Here is a 17,832-nt window from a genome sequence, read left to right on the forward strand (position 1 = left end):
CTGCCGGCGAAAATTATGATTACTTACTAGATACTTTAATCTTGAAGTTAATTCACATAATTTAATGGTTTTTAAGTCGTATTGTATAATAAAAACAATTAATCTTTGGAGGCACTAATCATGAATGAAACAATCCAAACGCAACTCAACCACCGGAGTATTCGCGCATTTAAGGACCAAGCTTTAACGCCTGAACAATTAAACACGTTGTATGACGTGGCCCGGCACACGTCAACCAGTATGTTCTTACAACAAATGACAATCTTGCATTTGACCGACCCAGTTAAGCGAGCTGCCGTGCGAGAAATTGGGGGCCAACCATATATTGGTGCCAATGGTGATTTATTAATTTTTGTAGCGGACTTGCATCGTAATCAATTAATTCGACACCGGGCCGGCAATGATGATGGTCGGTTACATACGTTAGATGTTTTCCTACAAGCTTACGAAGACGCAACGTTGGCCGTCCAAAACGTCCTCACTGCCACTGAAAGTATGGGGTTAGGTGGGGTGATTTTAGGATCAATTAATGATGATCCCAAAGCCTTAATCAAAGCGCTTAATTTACCACCAATGACGTTTCCAGTGTTAGGCCTTCAAATTGGGGTGCCAGATCAAAGCCCGCAATTGAAGCCGCGGTTACCAAAGGAATGGATGGCCTTTGAAAATGATTATCCAACTGACCTGGATTGGGATGTGATGGCTAGTTATGATCAAGTCGTGAATACGTATTACGATTTACGGAATGCGAACCAACGAATTGACACTTTTACGGATCAAATTAATGGCGCCAAAATTGCTACTCAGCCGTTATTACGCGATGAAATTATTGAGGTGTTGCATGCCCAGGGCTTGGCGCTGGATTTAGAGTTACAGTAATTTAGAATCAAATAAAATTGTTATTTTTAACTTTTAGTGATTGACAAACTGGTGCAATCCCGTTATCATAGCTAACAATAAAATTCCCTTTAAATTAGTCCCGTGAGGCTAGTAAGGAATGTCAGTCGAATACATAGGTGAAGTGGATCATAATATCATCCCCCATTGAATGGGACTGGTGGATTTAGATTCGCCCATCTTTTTGGCAGTCATCTTGCTTACGTGGACATGTAAGGGAGATGGCTTTTTTGTTGTGTCAATTAAGAAGGATCTTTCACCATGTCGAATGATTTATTGCGGTTAACTCAGTTTGTGAGTGTGGAACAGTTAGATGCTCATGCGGTGATGCAACTAATTCACCGTGCTCAAGCATTTAAAGCGGGGAGCCCGGCTCCAGAGTTAACGCAACCAGTTTATTGCACCAATTTATTTTTCGAAAATTCAACCCGGACGCACACCAGTTTTGAAATGGCGGAACGTAAATTAGGCTAACGGTGATTCCGTTTGATGTTCAACATTCATCAGTTAATAAAGGCGAAACTCTGTATGATACCGAATTAACCTTAGCCGCTTTAGGAATTGATTTAAGCATTATTCGGCATTCCCAAAATGACTATTATGACGAATTAATTCATTTGCAACCGCATCAAACCTTACAAATGGGGATTATTAATGCTGGTGATGGTAGTGGGCAACATCCTTCCCAAAGCTTATTGGATATGATGACGATTTACGAACAATTTGGCACCTTTACCGGCTTAAAAGTTCTAATTGTTGGTGATTTAACGAATTCACGGGTGGCCCGCTCCAATATGGAATTGTTGACGAAATTAGGGGCACAGGTTTACTTTGCCGGGCCGCAAACGTGGTATGACGAAGCAGAATTTAGCCAATATGGTCAATATGTAGCCATCGATGAGGTAATTGATCAAATTGATGTCTTGATGCTTTTACGGGTCCAACATGAACGCCATCAACCTGGGGCGCAAAGTTCGTTTGATGCTAGTCAATATCACGCGCAATATGGGTTAAACCAAGCGCGGTATGACCGTTTGAAAGAACAAGCGATTGTGATGCATCCAGGTCCCATTAACCGGGGCGTGGAATGGGCCGACGAATTAGTGGAAACACCAAAATCACGATATACCATCCAAATGGAAAATGGGGTTTATATGCGGATGGCGATGCTGGAAGCGGTGATGCGCGGGCGGCAACTAGGAGGATTATCATAATGGCAATGTTATTACGCGGGGGGCAAGTTTATTACCAAGGCCAATTACAAACGGCTGACGTATTAATTAAGGATGGCGTAATTCAAGCAGTTGCGCCACAGTTAATGGTTGATTCAGACACTGTGCAAGTTATTGATGTCACCGGGAAATTGGTCACTCCCGGGCTAGTTGATGTTCACGTTCATTATCGGGAACCCGGGCAGACGGCTAAAGAAACGATTCAAACTGGCTCACTGGCAGCTGCGCATGGTGGTTTTACTACGGTGGTCACGATGGCCAATGTTGATCCAGTTCCCGACACCCCGGAGCAATTTGCCAAGCAAGTGGCCTTAAATCAAACCAAAGGGCTGGTGCATATTTATCAAAATAGTCCAGTGACGAAAGATTTAACGAGTGATCAAATTGTCGACATGGTGGCAATGAAAAAGTTAGGAGCCGTTGGCTTTAGTAATGATGGTCACGGAATTCAAAATGCCAAAACCATGTATGATGCAATGCAGCAAGCAGCACAAGTCGGGCTTCCAATTGCCGCCCATGTCCAAGATGATGCTTTATACGACCATGGGGTTATGAATGCGGGACCAGTAGCACAACGGTTAGGCTTGCCCGGAATTTTGGGTGTTAGTGAATCATCACAAGTGGCCCGGGATTTAGATTTAGCGGCGGCGACCGGGGTTCATTATCATGTCTGCCATGTTTCCACCAAGGCAAGTGTGGACTTAATTCGTGACGCTAAGGCGCGTGGGGTTAAGGTGACCGCCGAGGTGGCGCCACATCATTTACTGTTCAGTGATGATGATATTTTAACGGATAATAGTAATTTCAAAATGAATCCACCATTACGGAGCGAAAGTGATCGCCAAGCGTTAATTCAAGGGTTGTTAGATGGCACGATTGATTTGATTGCCACTGATCATGCCCCACATACGGATGACGATAAAGCGGGTGGAATGTGTCATGCCGCCTTTGGGATTACGGGGAGTGAAACGGCCTTTGCCAGTCTTTATACCGCGTTTGTTCGCCTGGGAATCTTTACGTTACCACAATTATTACATTGGTTAACGTTGGCGCCTGCGACGGCCTTTAATTTACCAGCGGGTGACTTGCAAGTTGGCAAGCCAGCGGATGTGAGTGTCTTTGATCTTGAGCAACAATTTGTTTATCAAGCGACTGATTACTTATCAAAGGGGCACAATACCCCATTAACAGGCCAACCAATGTATGGGCAAACGCTTCTAACACTGGTGGACGGTCAATTAGTTTACCAACAGGAGGATTAAGATGGAACGCTATTTAGTCTTAGAAGATGGCACCGTGTTGCCAGGAGAAGCTTTTGGCGCGGCCGTGGAAAGCTACGGCGAAGTCGTCTTTACCACGGGAATGATGGGTTATCAAGAAGCGATTACGGATCAATCATTTGCCAATCAGATCTTGGTGTTCACCAATCCATTAATTGGTAACTATGGGGTGAATTTTGATGATAATGAATCCTTAGCGCCCCAATGCCAAGGGGTGATTTGCCAAGAAGTGGCCCAAGTTCCAAGCAATTGGCGGATGAGTACAACTTTACCGGAATTTTTATCTCAACATCAAATTCCGGGGTTAGCCGGAATTGATACGCGCGCCTTAACGCGAAAGTTACGTGAACACGGGACGCTGCGGGGAGCTTTAATTGATGACGCTACACAAATTGACGCCGTTATGCAAAAGTTACAAACAACGAACTTAACGGCTAATTCGGTAGCGCAAGTGTCGACGAAAACTGCTTATCCGAATCCAGGGACCGGTCGGAATGTCGTGGTGATTGATTACGGGGCAAAGCATAGTATTTTACGGGAATTGGCACGCCGGCATTGTAACACGATTGTCTTACCCTGGACGGCGACCGCCACGGAAGTGATGCAACTACACCCGGATGGCGTCTTATTGTCAAATGGCCCGGGTGATCCGGCCGAAATGCACGCTGCCGTTGCGACGGTGCAAGCCTTGCAAACGCAAGTGCCAGTCTTTGGGATTTGTTTAGGCCACCAAATCTTAGCGCAAGCCAATGGCGCTAAAACATTTAAATTAAAGTTTGGCCATCGCGGCTTTAATCACCCAGTGCGGGAGTTAGCAACTAACCGGGTGATGATGACATCGCAAAATCATGGGTACGCCGTTGATCGGCAATCGATTGATCCGCAAAAGCTAGCTGTGACATATGAAGAAATTAATGATCAAACGGTCGAAGGGATTCGAAGTCAACAATATCCGGCCTTTTCGGTGCAATTCCATCCCGATGCTGCACCGGGACCACTCGATGCGGTCACGATTTTTGATGATTTTATGGCGTTAATGGATCGCTTCAAGGAGGAACAACATGCCAAAACGAACTGATATTCATAAAATTATGGTGATTGGGTCGGGCCCCATTATTATTGGACAAGCCGCGGAATTTGATTATTCGGGAACCCAATCCTGCATGGCATTACGCGAAGAAGGTTATGAAGTGGTGTTAGTGAATTCAAATCCAGCTACGATTATGACTTCTCACGAATTTGCGGACCAAGTTTACATTGAACCGTTAACCGTGGATTCCTTAACCAATATCATGCGCCAGGAACGCCCAGATGCTTTATTACCCACGCTTGGAGGCCAAATCGGCTTGAATTTAGCGACAGAATTAGATGCGGCGGGGGTTTTAAAGGACTTAAATGTGCAATTGCTCGGGACGAGTTTAGACGCCATTGACCAAGCGGAAGACCGGGAACGGTTTAAAGCGTTAATGACGAGCCTAAATGAACCGGTGCCACCATCAACGACGGTCCAAACGGTAGCGCAAGCCGTTGCCTTTGCGGCCGAAATTGGCTACCCTGTGATTGTCCGCCCCGCCTTTACAATGGGGGGCACTGGGGGCGGGATGTGCCAAAACGAACACGAATTACGCCAAATTGCGGCGAATGGATTAGAGTTGTCACCGGTGACCCAATGTTTAATTGAAAAATCAATCGCTGGGTACAAAGAAATTGAATTTGAAGTGATGCGGGATGCGGCTGATAACGCGATGGTGGTGTGTGCCATGGAAAACTTTGATCCAGTTGGGATTCATACTGGTGATTCCATTGTGGTGGCGCCAACGCAAACGTTAACGGATCGGGAATACCAAATGCTCCGCAATTGTGCCTTAAAGTTAATTCGGGCTTTGAAGATTGAAGGGGGATGTAATGTCCAATTAGCCCTCGATCCACGGAGTTACCAATATTATGTCATTGAAGTTAATCCGCGGGTTTCACGTTCGTCAGCATTAGCCTCCAAAGCAACGGGATATCCGATTGCGAAATTAGCTGCCAAAATTGCGGTAGGCTTAACGTTAGATGAACTTAAAAATCCAGTGACGGAGCAAACTTGGGCGGAATTTGAACCAGCCTGGATTACGTGGTCGTTAAAATTCCACGATGGCCGTTTGATAAATTTACCCACGCTGATCGGCAATTAGGGACGCAAATGAAGGCGACCGGGGAAGTGATGGCATTAGGGCGGAATTTAGCTGAAGCGTTGCAAAAGGCAGTGCAGTCACTTGAAATTGACGTTCCGGATTTATTAGCGGCCGATTTAAGTGCGGTGACGCCGGATGAATTACAGCAACAATTGCAACACCCGCAAGATGACCGTTTATTTTACTTAATCGAAGCTTTCCGGCGGCAAATCCCAGTTGCTAAAATAGCCCAAATCACGAAGATTACCCCGTATTTCTTAGGGGTGCTGCAACAAATTGTGACCCTCGCAGCGCAATTGCCAACCCAAGTCAATGACCAAACCGCGTTGTTGACGGCTAAACGCTATGGGTTTAGTGATGCAATGATTAGTCGTGCTTGGCACCAAAGTGAGTTGGCAATTCGGCAGCAACGGCACCAACTTGGCCTGACGCCCGTTTATAAAATGGTCGATACGTGTGCGGCCGAATTTGCCTCGACAACACCATATTTTTACAGTACGTATGGTTTGGAAAATGAAAGTCAAGTGACCAAGCGGCCGAGTGTGATTGTCCTGGGCTCAGGACCGATTCGGATTGGCCAAGGGGTTGAATTTGATTATGCGACGGTCCACTCGGTCAAAGCACTCCAAAAAATGGGCTATGAAGCGATTGTTATTAATTCCAATCCGGAAACGGTTTCGACTGACTTTTCCGTGTCAGACAAACTGTACTTTGAGCTTAACGTTTGAAAAGGTCATGGATGTGATTGACCTTGAGCAACCAGTTGGGGTAATTGTGCAATTTGGGGGACAGACCGCGATTAACTTAGCGGCTGCCCTTGCCCAAGCCGGGGTGAACATTCTCGGAACCACGGTGGCAGATTTAGACCGCGCGGAAGATCGGGAATCCTTTGATGCCGTGATTAAGGAACTTGGCCTGAAACAACCGGTCGGCATGACGGCCTCAACGCCGGCGGAAGTGATTGCCGATGCCAAGGCAATTGGATATCCTGTCTTGGTACGGCCATCCTACGTGCTCGGGGGCAAGGCAATGGAAATTGTCTACAATGAGGCGGAGTTAAAGGATTACTTAGCCCAAAATCCACCGGCCACAAATGGGCACCCGATTTTAGTTGACGAATACTTGGAAGGCCTAGAAGGGGAAGTCGACGCCATTTGTGACGGTGACAATGTCTTAGTCCCGGGCATTATGCAACATATTGAATCTTCTGGGGTGCACTCGGGGGATTCCATGGCCGTCTATCCCCCACAAGAATTTAACGCAGCGGTCAAGGCGGAAATTATCCGGATAACCAAATTATTAACGGTCCGCCTCAAGTGTGTCGGGATTATGAATATTCAATTTATTATTCGTCACGGTGATGTTTACGTATTAGAAGTCAATCCGCGCGCAAGCCGAACGGTGCCATTTTTAAGTAAGATTACGGGGGTGAATATGGCGCAAGTCGCTACCCAAGTGATCATGGGCCAAAGTTTACCAGCGCAAGGCTTTACTACAACCACCATTCCCGAAAGTCAATTGGTTCACGTTAAAGCGCCCGTCTTTTCCTTTAGTAAGCTGGCCGATGTTGATAGCTTGTTAGGACCGGAAATGAAATCAACTGGAGAAGTCATGGGCAGTGATGCTAGTTATGCCAAAGCGTTATATAAAGCGTTTGTGGCGGCGAAGATGACGCTGCCCGATCACGGGTCAATTTTATTGACGATTGAAGATCGAGACAAAGCCGCCGTCTTACCATTAGCGAAGCGGTTAAATCGGATTGGGTATCGGTTATATGCGACGGCCGGCACCGCTGAATTTTTACAAGCCCATCAATTACCAGTCAGTGTGGTGGCCAAGATTAATGAAACCACAACGCAACCAAATATTTTATCGGTTATTCATGATGAGCAAGTGGATGTGGTGGTGAATACGATGGGCCATGATGTCACCGCTAATTCCGATGGTTATGTGATTCGCCAAACCGCGATTATGGCCAACTTACCGGTCTTAACCTCGTTTAAGACGGTGGAAGCGATGGTCACGGCGTTAGAAAATCGATCATTTGTGACGTTAAGTTTAGCAAAGGAGTGTAATTAAGCATGGATAAGATGTTAGCAGTTGAATTACCAGGATTAACGTTAAAGAATCCGTTGATGCCAGCTAGTGGGACATTTGGCTTTGGGGATACGAAAACGGCGCAAAAATTTTCGCTCAATGAACTTGGGGCCCTAGTCTTAAAGACGACGACGCCCACGGCACGGGTCGGGAATCCGCAACCCCAAATCGCCCTAGTGCCAGCCGGGGTAATGAATTCGGTTGGTTTGACTAATCCGGGGGTAGCCGCGGTGGTTAATGATAAATTAGTTAAGTTGCGGCACCAATATCCGGATTTACCAGTGATTGGGAGTGTTGGTGGCGCTAGCATTGCTGATTATGTGACGGTTGCTAAGCAATTAAGTGCGAGTCACCAAGTTCAAGCGTTGGAATTAAATATTTCCTGTCCCAATGTGCACGAAGGTGGGATGGCATTTGGGACGGATCCCGTGGTAGCCGCCGAGTTAACGCATGCAGTCAAACAAGTGGCCACGGTGCCGGTATATGTTAAGCTTAGCCCGAATGTGACGGATATTGTAGCTATTGCGCGGGCGGTCCAAGCCGCCGGGGCGGATGGCATTAGTATGATTAATACGGTGTTCGGATTACATATTGACGTTAATACGAAGCAACCAGTGCTCGGCGCCGGGGCCGGGGGATATTCGGGAGCGGCGATTAAACCAATTGCCGTGCGGATGGTTGATCAAGTTTCTCGGGCTGTAGATATTCCAATTATCGCGATGGGCGGCGTCGAAACCGTGGATGATGTGATTGAAATGTATTTAGCCGGGGCGGATGCCGTCCAAGTTGGTTCAGCGCACTTTAAAGATGCGTTAATTATTCCGCACCTCGCTGCCCAACTTCCCGCGCGGCTCCGCGAATTGGGTTACGACAGTATTGAAGATTTACGCCAACAAGTAAAGGCAGGCCGGGCAAATGCAAATTAAGCAACCAATCATCGCCTTAGATTTTCCGGACATGGCGACGACCAAGCAGTTTTTGAGTCAGTTTCCAGCTGATGAACCATTATTCGTGAAGGTCGGCATGGAATTATATTATCAAGCGGGTCCCGATTTAATTCACTGGTTAAAAGCCCAAGGACATCGGATTTTCTTGGATTTAAAATGTCATGATATTCCGCATACGGTGTATCAAGCGATGAAAGTGATTGGACAACTCGGCGTGGATTTAACGAATGTCCATGCGGCCGGTGGGGTGGAAATGATGCGCCAAGCACAACAAGGCTTAGTGGCGGGGGCGCAGTTAGCGCACTTGCCCGTCCCCAAATTAATTGCGGTCACCCAGTTAACTTCGAGTGATGAGCAATTAGTTAAAAATGAACAACTTAGTCGGGTGTCGTTAGTTGACAGCGTCTTAAACTATGCGCAATTAACCCAGCAAGCCGGGTTAGCCGGGGTGGTCTGTTCAGCCCAGGAAGCGCCGGTGATTAAGGCGGGGACGAATGCGGATTTTTGGTGCGTCACCCCAGGCATTCGTTTAGCTATGGACGCCAACCAAGATCAAAAACGGGTGATGACTCCGGGCGCAGCGGCTCAAAATCAAGCCACTGCAATTGTCGTCGGGCGTTCAATTACGCAGGCCGTTGATCCCGTGCAAGCCTATCAACAAGTATTACAGGAGTGGAATTAATATGAAAACCATTGCGAATCAATTATTGGAAATCGAGGCGGTTAAACTAGCCCCGGAGCATCCGTTTACGTGGGCCTCAGGCATCAAAAGCCCCATTTATTGTGATAATCGACTCACGATTTCGTATCCTAGCCTCCGGCGCGCGATTACGCAGGCCTTAGTTGACTTGATTCAAACCAATTGGCCGGCTGTTGAGGTGATTGCGGGGACGGCGACGGCCGGCATTCCGCAAGCGGCTTGGGTGGCGGAACAAATGAATTTACCCTTAGTCTATGTGCGCAGTCAACCGAAAGACCATGGCACGGGGCGGCAAGTCGAAGGGGTGTTACCGAACCAGGCCAAGGTCGTATTAATTGACGATTTAATCTCAACTGGTGGATCAGTCTTAAAAGCGGCCCAAGGGGTACAAAATGATGGTGGTGAAGTGATTGGTGTAGCCGGCGTCTTTTCTTACCAATTAGCAGCGGCCACGACGAATTTTGCGGCGGCCGGGCTTGAGTGGGCAACGGTAACGAATTACACGGAGTTAATTGAACAAGCGCAAGCAACTGGCTTAGTGACGACTGAGCAATTAGCCACGTTACACCAATGGCGAGCGGATCCAATGCATTGGCAAGCATGAGGCTGATTAAGTAATTGCAGATGATTAGAATTATAAAAACCCAGCGATGAATTTGTTCACCGCTGGGTTTTAAGTTAATTAATTATTTAAAATCATCTGGTGTGATATCATGGCCTTCTTCAGCCGGCTTCCCGCTTAAGAAGAAGGAGAGGACAAAGGCAATCACAATTAAGGCTAACGTGAAGTAAAGACCGACGTGCACCCCATTGGCGGCCTTGGCAGCGACTGATCCGTGACCAGTCGCAATCCCAAACCCAAGACAACTAGTAGCGATGGCCGTCGCTAAGGCCCCAACCACTTGTTGCAAGGTGTTCATAATTGTACTACCATCACCAGCTTCCGGTCCTTGTAAAGCGCTTAAAGCACTCGTTTGACTTGGTGACATTGCCATTGGCGCCCCAATCATCATGATGACATGGGCTAAGATAACGAGCCAAACTGGCGCGCTTGCTGGCGCCATGATTAAGATCAAGACCCCGATGAAGGCAATGATAAAACCAAGGACAGCAAGGCGTTTAGCCCCAAATTGTTCGTAGGAACGACCAGCGACCCCGGACGTAATGGCGTTCACAATCCCACCAGGAAGCATAACCATCCCAGTCATTGCTACTGGCAGTAACATCGCATTTTGGATGAATTGCGGTAATAAGAACATCGCGGATAAGATAATCCCAAAGTCGAGCATGACGACGGCGACCCCAAGCGCAAATTGCTCATTCTTCATCACGCGTAAGTTTAAGACGGGGTGTTCTAAGCGAAGTTGGCGCCGCGTGTAGAGGATTAAGACAATGACTCCGATGATTAAACTAGCAATCACGAGGGGGGAACCCCAACCTTGTTCACCAGCTAAGGAAGCCCCAGCCACTAATCCAGAGAAGCCAATGATTGATTCACAAATTGATAACACATCGACGTGAGGCTTCGTTAATTCATTGACGTTCTTTAAACCAGCGAGCGTTAAGATTAACGCAATTGCTAAGATAATCGCAAAAATCCAGAAAATCCAACGCCAAGAGCTTACCCCTAAGATAATCCCAGTTAACGTTGGTCCAATCGCTGGAGCAAACATGATGACGAGGGCGAGCATCCCATTAACGGCCCCCAGTTTTTGCGGTGGGAAAATTAGCATCGCCGTCGCAAACATCATGGGTAAGATTAACCCGGTCCCAATCCCTTGGATCATTCGACCCGTTAAGACAATCGCAAAATTAGGGGCCGTGGCTGAAATGACTGATCCTAAAATAAAGGCGATGAGGGCGAAGCTCACGACTTGACGCGTTGAGAACCACTTGGAAATGATCCCCGTTAACGGCATGATAATCCCAATGACCAGCATGTAACCAGTGATTAACCATTGAATCGTCGCTGTTGATGTATGAAAAGCATTCACTAATTGCGGCACCGCAATATTAAGGGAAGTTTCACTAAACATTCCCACGAACGCCCCGAGGAGCATCCCGGCCATGGAAAACCATGGAGATCAACTTCAACGCGAGCGCGTAAAACATTTTGTTGCATGATTGTTTCTCTCCCGTTCTCTTAATATAATTTAAAATCACAACTTGATTACTTTAACATAAAGGATGAACTTTTCGTAAGTTCTTTTTTCGAAGTTTATCAATGAATTTTGTTATGATAGAAAGAGAAAAATTAATGAAAGGAGACAAATTTTGGTTAGTATTGCGAACTTGTTAATTCTAGTGTTAGCCACCACGATGGCCTTAGTCATCCAACGCGGCTGGTTACATCGGATTGCGGTTAATTATATTGCGTTAGCCATGGGAATTTTAATTGCGGTCATCCCGTGGTTGAATCATCACGTCACGGCTTTTAACGAAACCGTGTTTATGGGGGGATTAGTGGCGCCATTGTTGTTTTTCGACGGAAAGGAAATGCGCTTAGGAGAGGTCCGGCAACAAGTCAAACCAATCGTGGGCATGACGGTGGTGATGGCCTTGTTAGCGCTCTTGGCAACTGGATTTACGTTGCGGGGAGTGTTTGGGTTTAGCTTGCCCTTAGCCTTTTTATTGGCCGCGATTAGTATTCCCACTGATGCAACGGCCACCGGTGCCGTTGCCCAAGGGGTACAATTACCCCCGCGGGCGGTCTTAAATTTAAAATTAGAGTCCTTGTTTAATGATGCGTCAGGGCTGATTTTAATGAGTATGGCCTTGGAGTGGTTTCACCAGGGAGAGATTAATTATCAAGGCACGGCCTGGTCATTTGTCTATGCCGCTGTTGGTGGTGTCATTTTTGGTTGGCTAGTGGCCTGGGGGTTATTAGTCGTGCGGCATCATTTGCATAATGCCGATACCAACTTTACTAACTCATTAGCTAATAATGGGACGCCAGTGAAAGTGTTACTATTGCTGACCCCATTCCTAGTTTACTTTGGGGCGGAACATTTCCATTTGTCGGGCATCATCGCGGTGGTGGTCGCCGGGTTAGTGGGTAATACCGAAGACGAACGAAACCGCTTAGTTAATCCAGCCTTAGCGTATGACAATCAACGCTTAATCGCTAGTTTACAAGAATTAATGAATGGGTCGGTATTTGTCATTTTAGGGGTGGTACTAGTTCGGACTATCATGAATGATCGAATTACGTATGGCTCGTGGACTTGGATTTGGGTTGGCATCGTTTTATACTCGTGAATTTAGTGATTCGACTCGGATATGCCAAATGGGGCCTGCACCAGACGATGTCAGAAGCGTGGATTTTTGCCTTCGGTGGAGTGCATGGAACGGTGACGTTAGCCTTAGTGATGATGACCGAGCGGGCCCAGTTGCCAGCGCAATGGTTTAATTTGTTGATTATGGCGGAGAGCGTCTTGATTGGCTTGAGTTTAATCGTCCCAACGTTAGTCTTTAAGTGGTTGTTACCAGCGGATGTTTCTGAGACTGAACAAACCCAAGAGGTAAATCGGTTACGGCAAGGAATGGTGAATCATGCTCGGCAGCGCTTAAACGAAATTTATGTTCCCTTGGCCATGCGCCACCGGTTAGAAGAGGATCTGACGGCGCAATTGGGAGCGACGTCGATGAAAAATTTAGCGCATCAATGGCATGAAACGAGTCATGCCACCGAATTAAGTCAGCCCGAACAAATTATGCTCGGGGATTTGTACAATTTTATCTTTAATGAAGAATTACAATATTTAGAAATGGTTGAATATCAAGAAGTTAAGTATCGCCAAGTGGTCAAAATTTTATCCCAAGAAGTTATGTTAGCTGCGGTGGTGGTGGCGCAAGAAGGGTAAGGATTAAAGTCACTTTGTCGATATAGTGAAAATGGAAGAAAATTGGTATAATTAAACCTTAATTAAGCATATGGGAGGAGCTATTAGAATGAAGGTTTGTGCAAACTGTGGTGGGAAAATAAAGTCACGACAAAATTTTTGTCCAACATGCGGTCAAGTTGCGCAATTAGTAGTAGTAGATCGAGGCGCGGCTCGCTGGGCTGTTTTAGGTTTTATTTGTCCGGTGCTAGGAGCAATTCTTTATTTGATTTGGCATAAGCGTCGGCCCAACACAGCTAAGTCAGCAGGGCTGGGGGCGTTAATTAGTGTCGGCTGGGTAGTTAGTATCATGTTAATGGTGGTAGTTGGAATCACAATTGGATTGGAGGTTGTGGAATAAGTGGAAAACACAACGCAACGGCCAATGTGGTTTCAATCAAAACGAATTTGGGTCACAATAATTATTATTTTAGGGAGCTTGTCAGTCTTGATAGGAGTATTGGCTACAATTGACACGGTCGATAGTAGTTTACATGATCCCTCGCAGCGGATGCCGGGGCATGCATATTATTTAAAGACTGGTGATCGAGAATCTGATCAGGAAAAAAAATGTATCTTGTCTTTAATATTGATGGTCAATCATTGTTAATGGTTAAGGGGCATCGTCTTCAATCAATTGCGTTAGCTGGCGATGAAGATGTATTTAAACAGGCGGTTTCGAATCCGAAGCGTTTAACGTATAAATTTAATGAATCAGGGACCACGTTAACGGCGAAAATCCGGATGGGAAAAGGGAAATTAACGTTTTCAAGCTTAAAAATATTAAATTCAAAGGTGATACGGCGACTGCGACGATGTCAAACGATTTGATTGATCATATTTATGAACGACCAGTTAACAATGATAAAGTAGAATTAGTAGAATTAAAGCATCCATAAGAACTAAAAAGGCTCGCCAATCGGCGAGCCTTTTTATAGAGTTAAGATAATGCGAACTTAGGAGTTAAATTACTTCTTTTCAAGTAATTCGACAATTTGCTTCAAGTAGTCTTCAGACGTTGGTTCGGGATCCTTTTCGTCTTCAGCTTCTTGTTCAACCACTAAAGCAGCTGCCTTAGCCATGGCCGTGTTGATGGCCTTCATCATTAAGAAGACCACGAAAGCGATGATTAAGAAGTTGATGACTGAGTTTAAGAATTCACCGTACTTAAATGTTGCTTCCCCCACCTTAAAGACAAGGTTGGATAAATCAATCTTCCCAAGGAAAATCCCGATTAATGGGTTGATTAAGTTGGTAACTAATGAGTTAACGATGGCCGTGAAGGCTGACCCAATGATCACCCCAACAGCCAGGTCCATTACATTACCGCGCATAATAAAATCACGAAATTCTTTTAACATATTTGTACTCCTTCACTAGATATATATATATATATATATTCACAACAGATAATAATTTATCAAAATAATAACGATTACGCAATAGTTTCGGCATAAAAAATTCAAATTTAACAAAAATACGGCATCAAGCGCGATTGCTAGCCGGTTAATCGAAAGTTTGCTATCATGGAAACAGTGATTTTAACGGAGGAATTAGACATCATGAATGAACGAATTTATGTTGATAATGCAGGGACAACGATGATGGCGCCAAGTGTCATTCAAGCCATGACCCATGCGATGGAAGATACCTTTGGTAATGCCTCGACGACGACCTTTTACGGGCGCCAAGCCAAACAAGTTTTGGAAGATAGTCGCCATTATTTAGCCACCACCATTAATGCCCAATTTGATGATGAAATTGTCTTCACTAGTGGGGGAACTGAAAGTGATAATACGGTCATTAAGCAAGTCGCAGCAGCGCGACAAGCCGAAGGAAAACATATTATTACGACCGCGATCGAACATGAAGCCGTCTTACGGCCATTAGCGGATTTAGAGCAACAAGGCTTTGAAGTGACGTATTTACCGGTTGATGAAAATGGCCAAATTAATCTGAATGATTTAAAGGCGGCGTTACGCGATGATACGATTTTAGTTTCAATTATGACGGTAAATAACGAAGTAGGGAGCTTATTGCCAATTCATGAAATTGGGGCAATGTTGGCGGATTCGAATGCCTGGTTCCATACGGATGCCGTGCAAGCTTATGGCGCCGTGCCAATTGACGTCCAAGCCGATCAAATTGATTTTCTCTCCGTTTCGGCGCATAAAATTAATGGCCCAAAGATGATGGGGATGCTCTACCGGCGCCGGGGCCGGAATCTGCCATCCTTTGTCCGTGGCGGTGATCAAGAATTAAAGCGACGCGCTGGAACCGAAAATGTCCCGGGGGTAGTCGGTTTAGCCACGGCCGCCAAGCTGCACTTTGACAATTTTGATGCCGATGTGGCTTTATTTCAATCATTGAAGCATCGACTCGTTAAGGGGCTGGAAGCAGCTGGCGTTGACTTTGAAATTAATGGTCATTTAACTGATCAGATGGCGCCACAAACGATTAGTATCTGGTTTAAAGGGGTGCCCAATGATGCGCTGTTAACGAACTTAGACCTTGATGGCGTGATTGCGGCGGCTGGGTCAGCTTGTACGTCGGGGTCATTAGATCCCTCCCACGTCTTAGTGGCGATGTTCGGGGAAGATAGTCCGCGGGTTTGGGAAACATTACGGTTTAGCTTCGGAATTACCAACACAACTGGCGAAATTGAACATTTAGTCGCGACGATTGCTAAACACGTGGCCCGCTTGCAACATGTTGGTGATCGGGGGCAACGATAATGACCCAACCTAAATTATTATTACTGTCCACGGGAGGGACGATTGCTTCGGTGGCGTCTGATAGTGGGCTGGCGCCGGGGGCCAATGGCGCGGAGTTAGTCCGGACGTTAGGTGAGATGCCATTTGATCTCACGATTAAGGATATTTTGCATCTTGATTCATCGAATATTCAGCCGGAAGATTGGCAATTAATTGCCAAAACGGTTTACGAGGAACGCTTGCATTATGACGGCATCGTGATTACTCACGGCACCGACACGATGGCATACACCGCCTCAATGTTATCGTTCATGCTCCAACAAATTGAAATTCCGGTCATTATTACGGGAAGTCAGGTCCCAATTAATGTCGTCCTTAGTGATGCCCAAGATAATTTGCGCTTAGCCTTTAGTGCGGCGTTAACGAAGCATCCCGGGGTGTTTGTGGCGTTTGATGGTAAAATCATGCGGGGGGCGCGGAGTGTGAAGGTCCGGACAACGGATTTCAATGCCTTTGAAAGTGTTAATTTCCCGCCGGTGGCAACGGTGACGTCGGATGGGTTAGTTTATCGACCAGAATTAATGCGCGATGAATTAACGAAACCTTGTCAATTACAGGCGACCGTGGAAACGCAAGTGGCATTAATTAAATTATTCCCAGGCTTTGATCCACAAATGCTGTACTCGATGGTTGAACATGGCTGTCGTGGTATTGTGATTGAAGGGTATGGACTGGGTGGGATGAACTTTATCCGGCGCAATTTGGTAGCCGTAGTCGGTGACTTGATTGCCCAAGGCATCCCCGTGGTGGCAACGAGTCAATGTTTGTATGAACGCAGTGACTTGACTAAGTATGAAGTTGGCCGCGAAGCCTTATTAAAAGGGGCGATTAGCGCTCATGATATGACCTCGGAAAGTGCGATTACGAAATTAATGTGGGCGCTTGGTCAAGGCATGGATTTAGCGGCAGTAAAGCAGGTCTTTGAACAGGACTTGGTTGGTGAGGTGACACTTAATTAGGTCGTGAGGCGGACGTTAAAACCGCCGTATCATACGTTGAAACTGGCGTTGGCGGATAGGATATCCGGCGGCGTCAGTTTTTCGTTATGACTAGGTGGTTGTCCGCCGAACGAAGTTACAAAGCTGCCGTCGAAAAACCCGGAGCATGGAAAGTCCACGCTCCGGGTTCATTAGTTTACACAAATAAGAAATAAATCATCGGAATTAAAAGGGCTGGTAACATATCAACTGTTTTAAATTCGCGAATTTTAAGTAATGACAGGCCCGCTGCCATGACCATAAAACCACCAACAACTGACATTTCGACAACAAGGGATTGGGAGAAATAGCTGGCGGATAAGTATTTGGTAACAAAGAAAATAAAACTAAACCAAACAAAAATAATGGGGGTTTCTAACAGCATCCCAATTCCGAAGCTGGCCCCAAAAATAATGGCACAAACAAAGGAGAGGGCGGCGTTGGTAAACAACATCGTGGTGTTACCGGTTGACGCCGCGGTTACGGGGCCGAGAATTGCTAAGGCGCCAATTCCATCGAGGAAACTGGCGGTGGCGACTCCTTCACCAAGACCAGATTTAAAATGACGATTAATCCAGCCAGTGGCCCGATCGTTTAATTGTAAGAATGTTCCGAATGGTATCCCAACGGCTAAACTGACCACAAATAACAAAGGATACTTACTAGCGGACATATTTGAGACGATGGTTTGAATTCCCACCCCCATGGCGAGCAGCCCGATGGATTGCCACAGGGCATCAATATATTTATCATTTAATTTTTGCTTGAATGCCCAACCAACGAGCGTTCCAATCACAATGGCGGCAACATTTGCCCAAATTCCAATCATGCAAAAACCTCCAATCGCTTAATAATATGCTAATTCTACCG

The 17,832-nt window shown here is 46.1% G+C and carries 15 protein-coding genes and 2 pseudogenes; 14 read left to right on the forward strand and 3 right to left on the reverse strand.

The features are described 5' to 3' along the window. The first annotated feature begins 120 nt into the window (after positions 1 to 120). The 8 genes and pseudogenes from JCM14505_RS03045 (at position 121) to pyrE (ending at position 9,934) form a co-directional block, all read left to right on the forward strand. Complete coding sequence (locus JCM14505_RS03045; protein ID WP_054652834.1) at positions 121 to 879, forward strand: NADPH-dependent oxidoreductase; 759 nt, start codon at positions 121 to 123, stop codon at positions 877 to 879. 279 nt (positions 880 to 1,158) lie between these two features. Continuing rightward, positions 1,159 to 2,111 (forward strand): annotated as a pseudogene (locus JCM14505_RS03050) (aspartate carbamoyltransferase catalytic subunit). Then, the gene (gene pyrC / locus JCM14505_RS03055) at positions 2,111 to 3,391 is read left to right on the forward strand and encodes a dihydroorotase (protein ID WP_054652836.1); all 1,281 of its coding nucleotides are present in this window, start codon (positions 2,111 to 2,113) and stop codon (positions 3,389 to 3,391) included. The pseudogene JCM14505_RS03050 and the gene pyrC overlap by 1 nt, the downstream one beginning before the upstream one ends. A 1-nt stretch (position 3,392) precedes the next feature. Next, positions 3,393 to 4,487, forward strand: coding sequence for a carbamoyl phosphate synthase small subunit (locus tag JCM14505_RS03060; RefSeq protein WP_054652838.1), 1,095 nt, complete (start codon positions 3,393 to 3,395; stop codon positions 4,485 to 4,487). Beyond that, positions 4,471 to 7,665, forward strand: a pseudogene (gene carB, locus JCM14505_RS09265) (carbamoyl-phosphate synthase large subunit). Before JCM14505_RS03060 ends, carB begins: the two are co-directional and overlap by 17 nt. 2 nt (positions 7,666 to 7,667) lie before the next feature. Next, positions 7,668 to 8,609, forward strand: coding sequence for a dihydroorotate dehydrogenase (locus tag JCM14505_RS03070; protein WP_054652841.1), 942 nt, complete (start codon positions 7,668 to 7,670; stop codon positions 8,607 to 8,609). After that, on the forward strand, positions 8,599 to 9,312 hold the full coding sequence (gene pyrF, locus JCM14505_RS03075; RefSeq protein ID WP_054652843.1) for an orotidine-5'-phosphate decarboxylase: 714 nt from the start codon (positions 8,599 to 8,601) through the stop codon (positions 9,310 to 9,312). The genes JCM14505_RS03070 and pyrF overlap by 11 nt, the downstream gene beginning before the upstream one ends. Position 9,313: 1 nt before the next feature. Further along, entirely contained in the window at positions 9,314 to 9,934 is a 621-nt protein-coding gene (gene pyrE, locus JCM14505_RS03080) for an orotate phosphoribosyltransferase (protein WP_054652845.1), read from the forward strand. Between the two features lie 82 nt (positions 9,935 to 10,016). Here the strand turns inward: pyrE and JCM14505_RS03085 are convergent, their stop codons facing one another. Further along, a complete protein-coding gene (locus JCM14505_RS03085; RefSeq protein ID WP_054652847.1) occupies positions 10,017 to 11,399 on the reverse strand; it encodes a DHA2 family efflux MFS transporter permease subunit in 1,383 nt (460 codons plus the stop codon). Between the two features lie 205 nt (positions 11,400 to 11,604). Here JCM14505_RS03085 and JCM14505_RS03090 point away from each other — a divergent pair, with 205 nt between their 5' ends. From JCM14505_RS03090 to JCM14505_RS03105, 4 genes are all read left to right on the forward strand, one after another. Next, positions 11,605 to 12,588 carry a cation:proton antiporter gene (locus JCM14505_RS03090; RefSeq protein ID WP_054652850.1) on the forward strand — a complete coding sequence of 328 codons (984 nt, stop codon included), beginning with the start codon at positions 11,605 to 11,607 and terminating at the stop codon, positions 12,586 to 12,588. Between the two features lie 47 nt (positions 12,589 to 12,635). Further along, positions 12,636 to 13,193 (forward strand): cation:proton antiporter, encoded by a 558-nt coding sequence (locus JCM14505_RS03095; protein WP_054652852.1) that lies wholly within the window; start codon positions 12,636 to 12,638, stop codon positions 13,191 to 13,193. Positions 13,194 to 13,281: 88 nt separating this feature from the next. Beyond that, on the forward strand, positions 13,282 to 13,572 hold the full coding sequence (locus JCM14505_RS03100) for a hypothetical protein (protein ID WP_054652854.1): 291 nt from the start codon (positions 13,282 to 13,284) through the stop codon (positions 13,570 to 13,572). 209 nt (positions 13,573 to 13,781) lie between these two features. Beyond that, positions 13,782 to 14,042 carry a hypothetical protein gene (locus JCM14505_RS03105; RefSeq protein WP_054652857.1) on the forward strand — a complete coding sequence of 87 codons (261 nt, stop codon included), beginning with the start codon at positions 13,782 to 13,784 and terminating at the stop codon, positions 14,040 to 14,042. Between the two features lie 137 nt (positions 14,043 to 14,179). Here the strand turns inward: JCM14505_RS03105 and mscL are convergent, their stop codons facing one another. After that, positions 14,180 to 14,572 carry a large-conductance mechanosensitive channel protein MscL gene (gene mscL, locus JCM14505_RS03110; RefSeq protein ID WP_054652859.1) on the reverse strand — a complete coding sequence of 131 codons (393 nt, stop codon included), beginning with the start codon at positions 14,570 to 14,572 and terminating at the stop codon, positions 14,180 to 14,182. A 201-nt stretch (positions 14,573 to 14,773) separates the two neighbouring features. On the opposite strand from mscL, the gene JCM14505_RS03115 reads away from it, so the two are divergent. Together JCM14505_RS03115 and JCM14505_RS03120 are read left to right on the forward strand one after the other, a co-directional pair. Continuing rightward, a complete protein-coding gene (locus JCM14505_RS03115) occupies positions 14,774 to 15,946 on the forward strand; it encodes a cysteine desulfurase family protein (protein WP_054652861.1) in 1,173 nt (390 codons plus the stop codon). Beyond that, positions 15,946 to 16,944 (forward strand): asparaginase, encoded by a 999-nt coding sequence (locus JCM14505_RS03120; protein WP_054652863.1) that lies wholly within the window; start codon positions 15,946 to 15,948, stop codon positions 16,942 to 16,944. Before JCM14505_RS03115 ends, JCM14505_RS03120 begins: the two co-directional genes overlap by 1 nt. 175 nt (positions 16,945 to 17,119) lie before the next feature. On the opposite strand, the gene JCM14505_RS03125 is transcribed toward JCM14505_RS03120, so the two are convergent. After that, the gene (locus tag JCM14505_RS03125) at positions 17,120 to 17,791 is read right to left on the reverse strand and encodes a DUF554 domain-containing protein (protein ID WP_054652865.1); all 672 of its coding nucleotides are present in this window, start codon (positions 17,789 to 17,791) and stop codon (positions 17,120 to 17,122) included. Positions 17,792 to 17,832 lie beyond the last annotated feature (41 nt).

The organism is Limosilactobacillus equigenerosi DSM 18793 = JCM 14505, from assembly GCF_001311375.1.
Classification (GTDB): Bacteria; Bacillota; Bacilli; order Lactobacillales; family Lactobacillaceae; genus Limosilactobacillus; species Limosilactobacillus equigenerosi.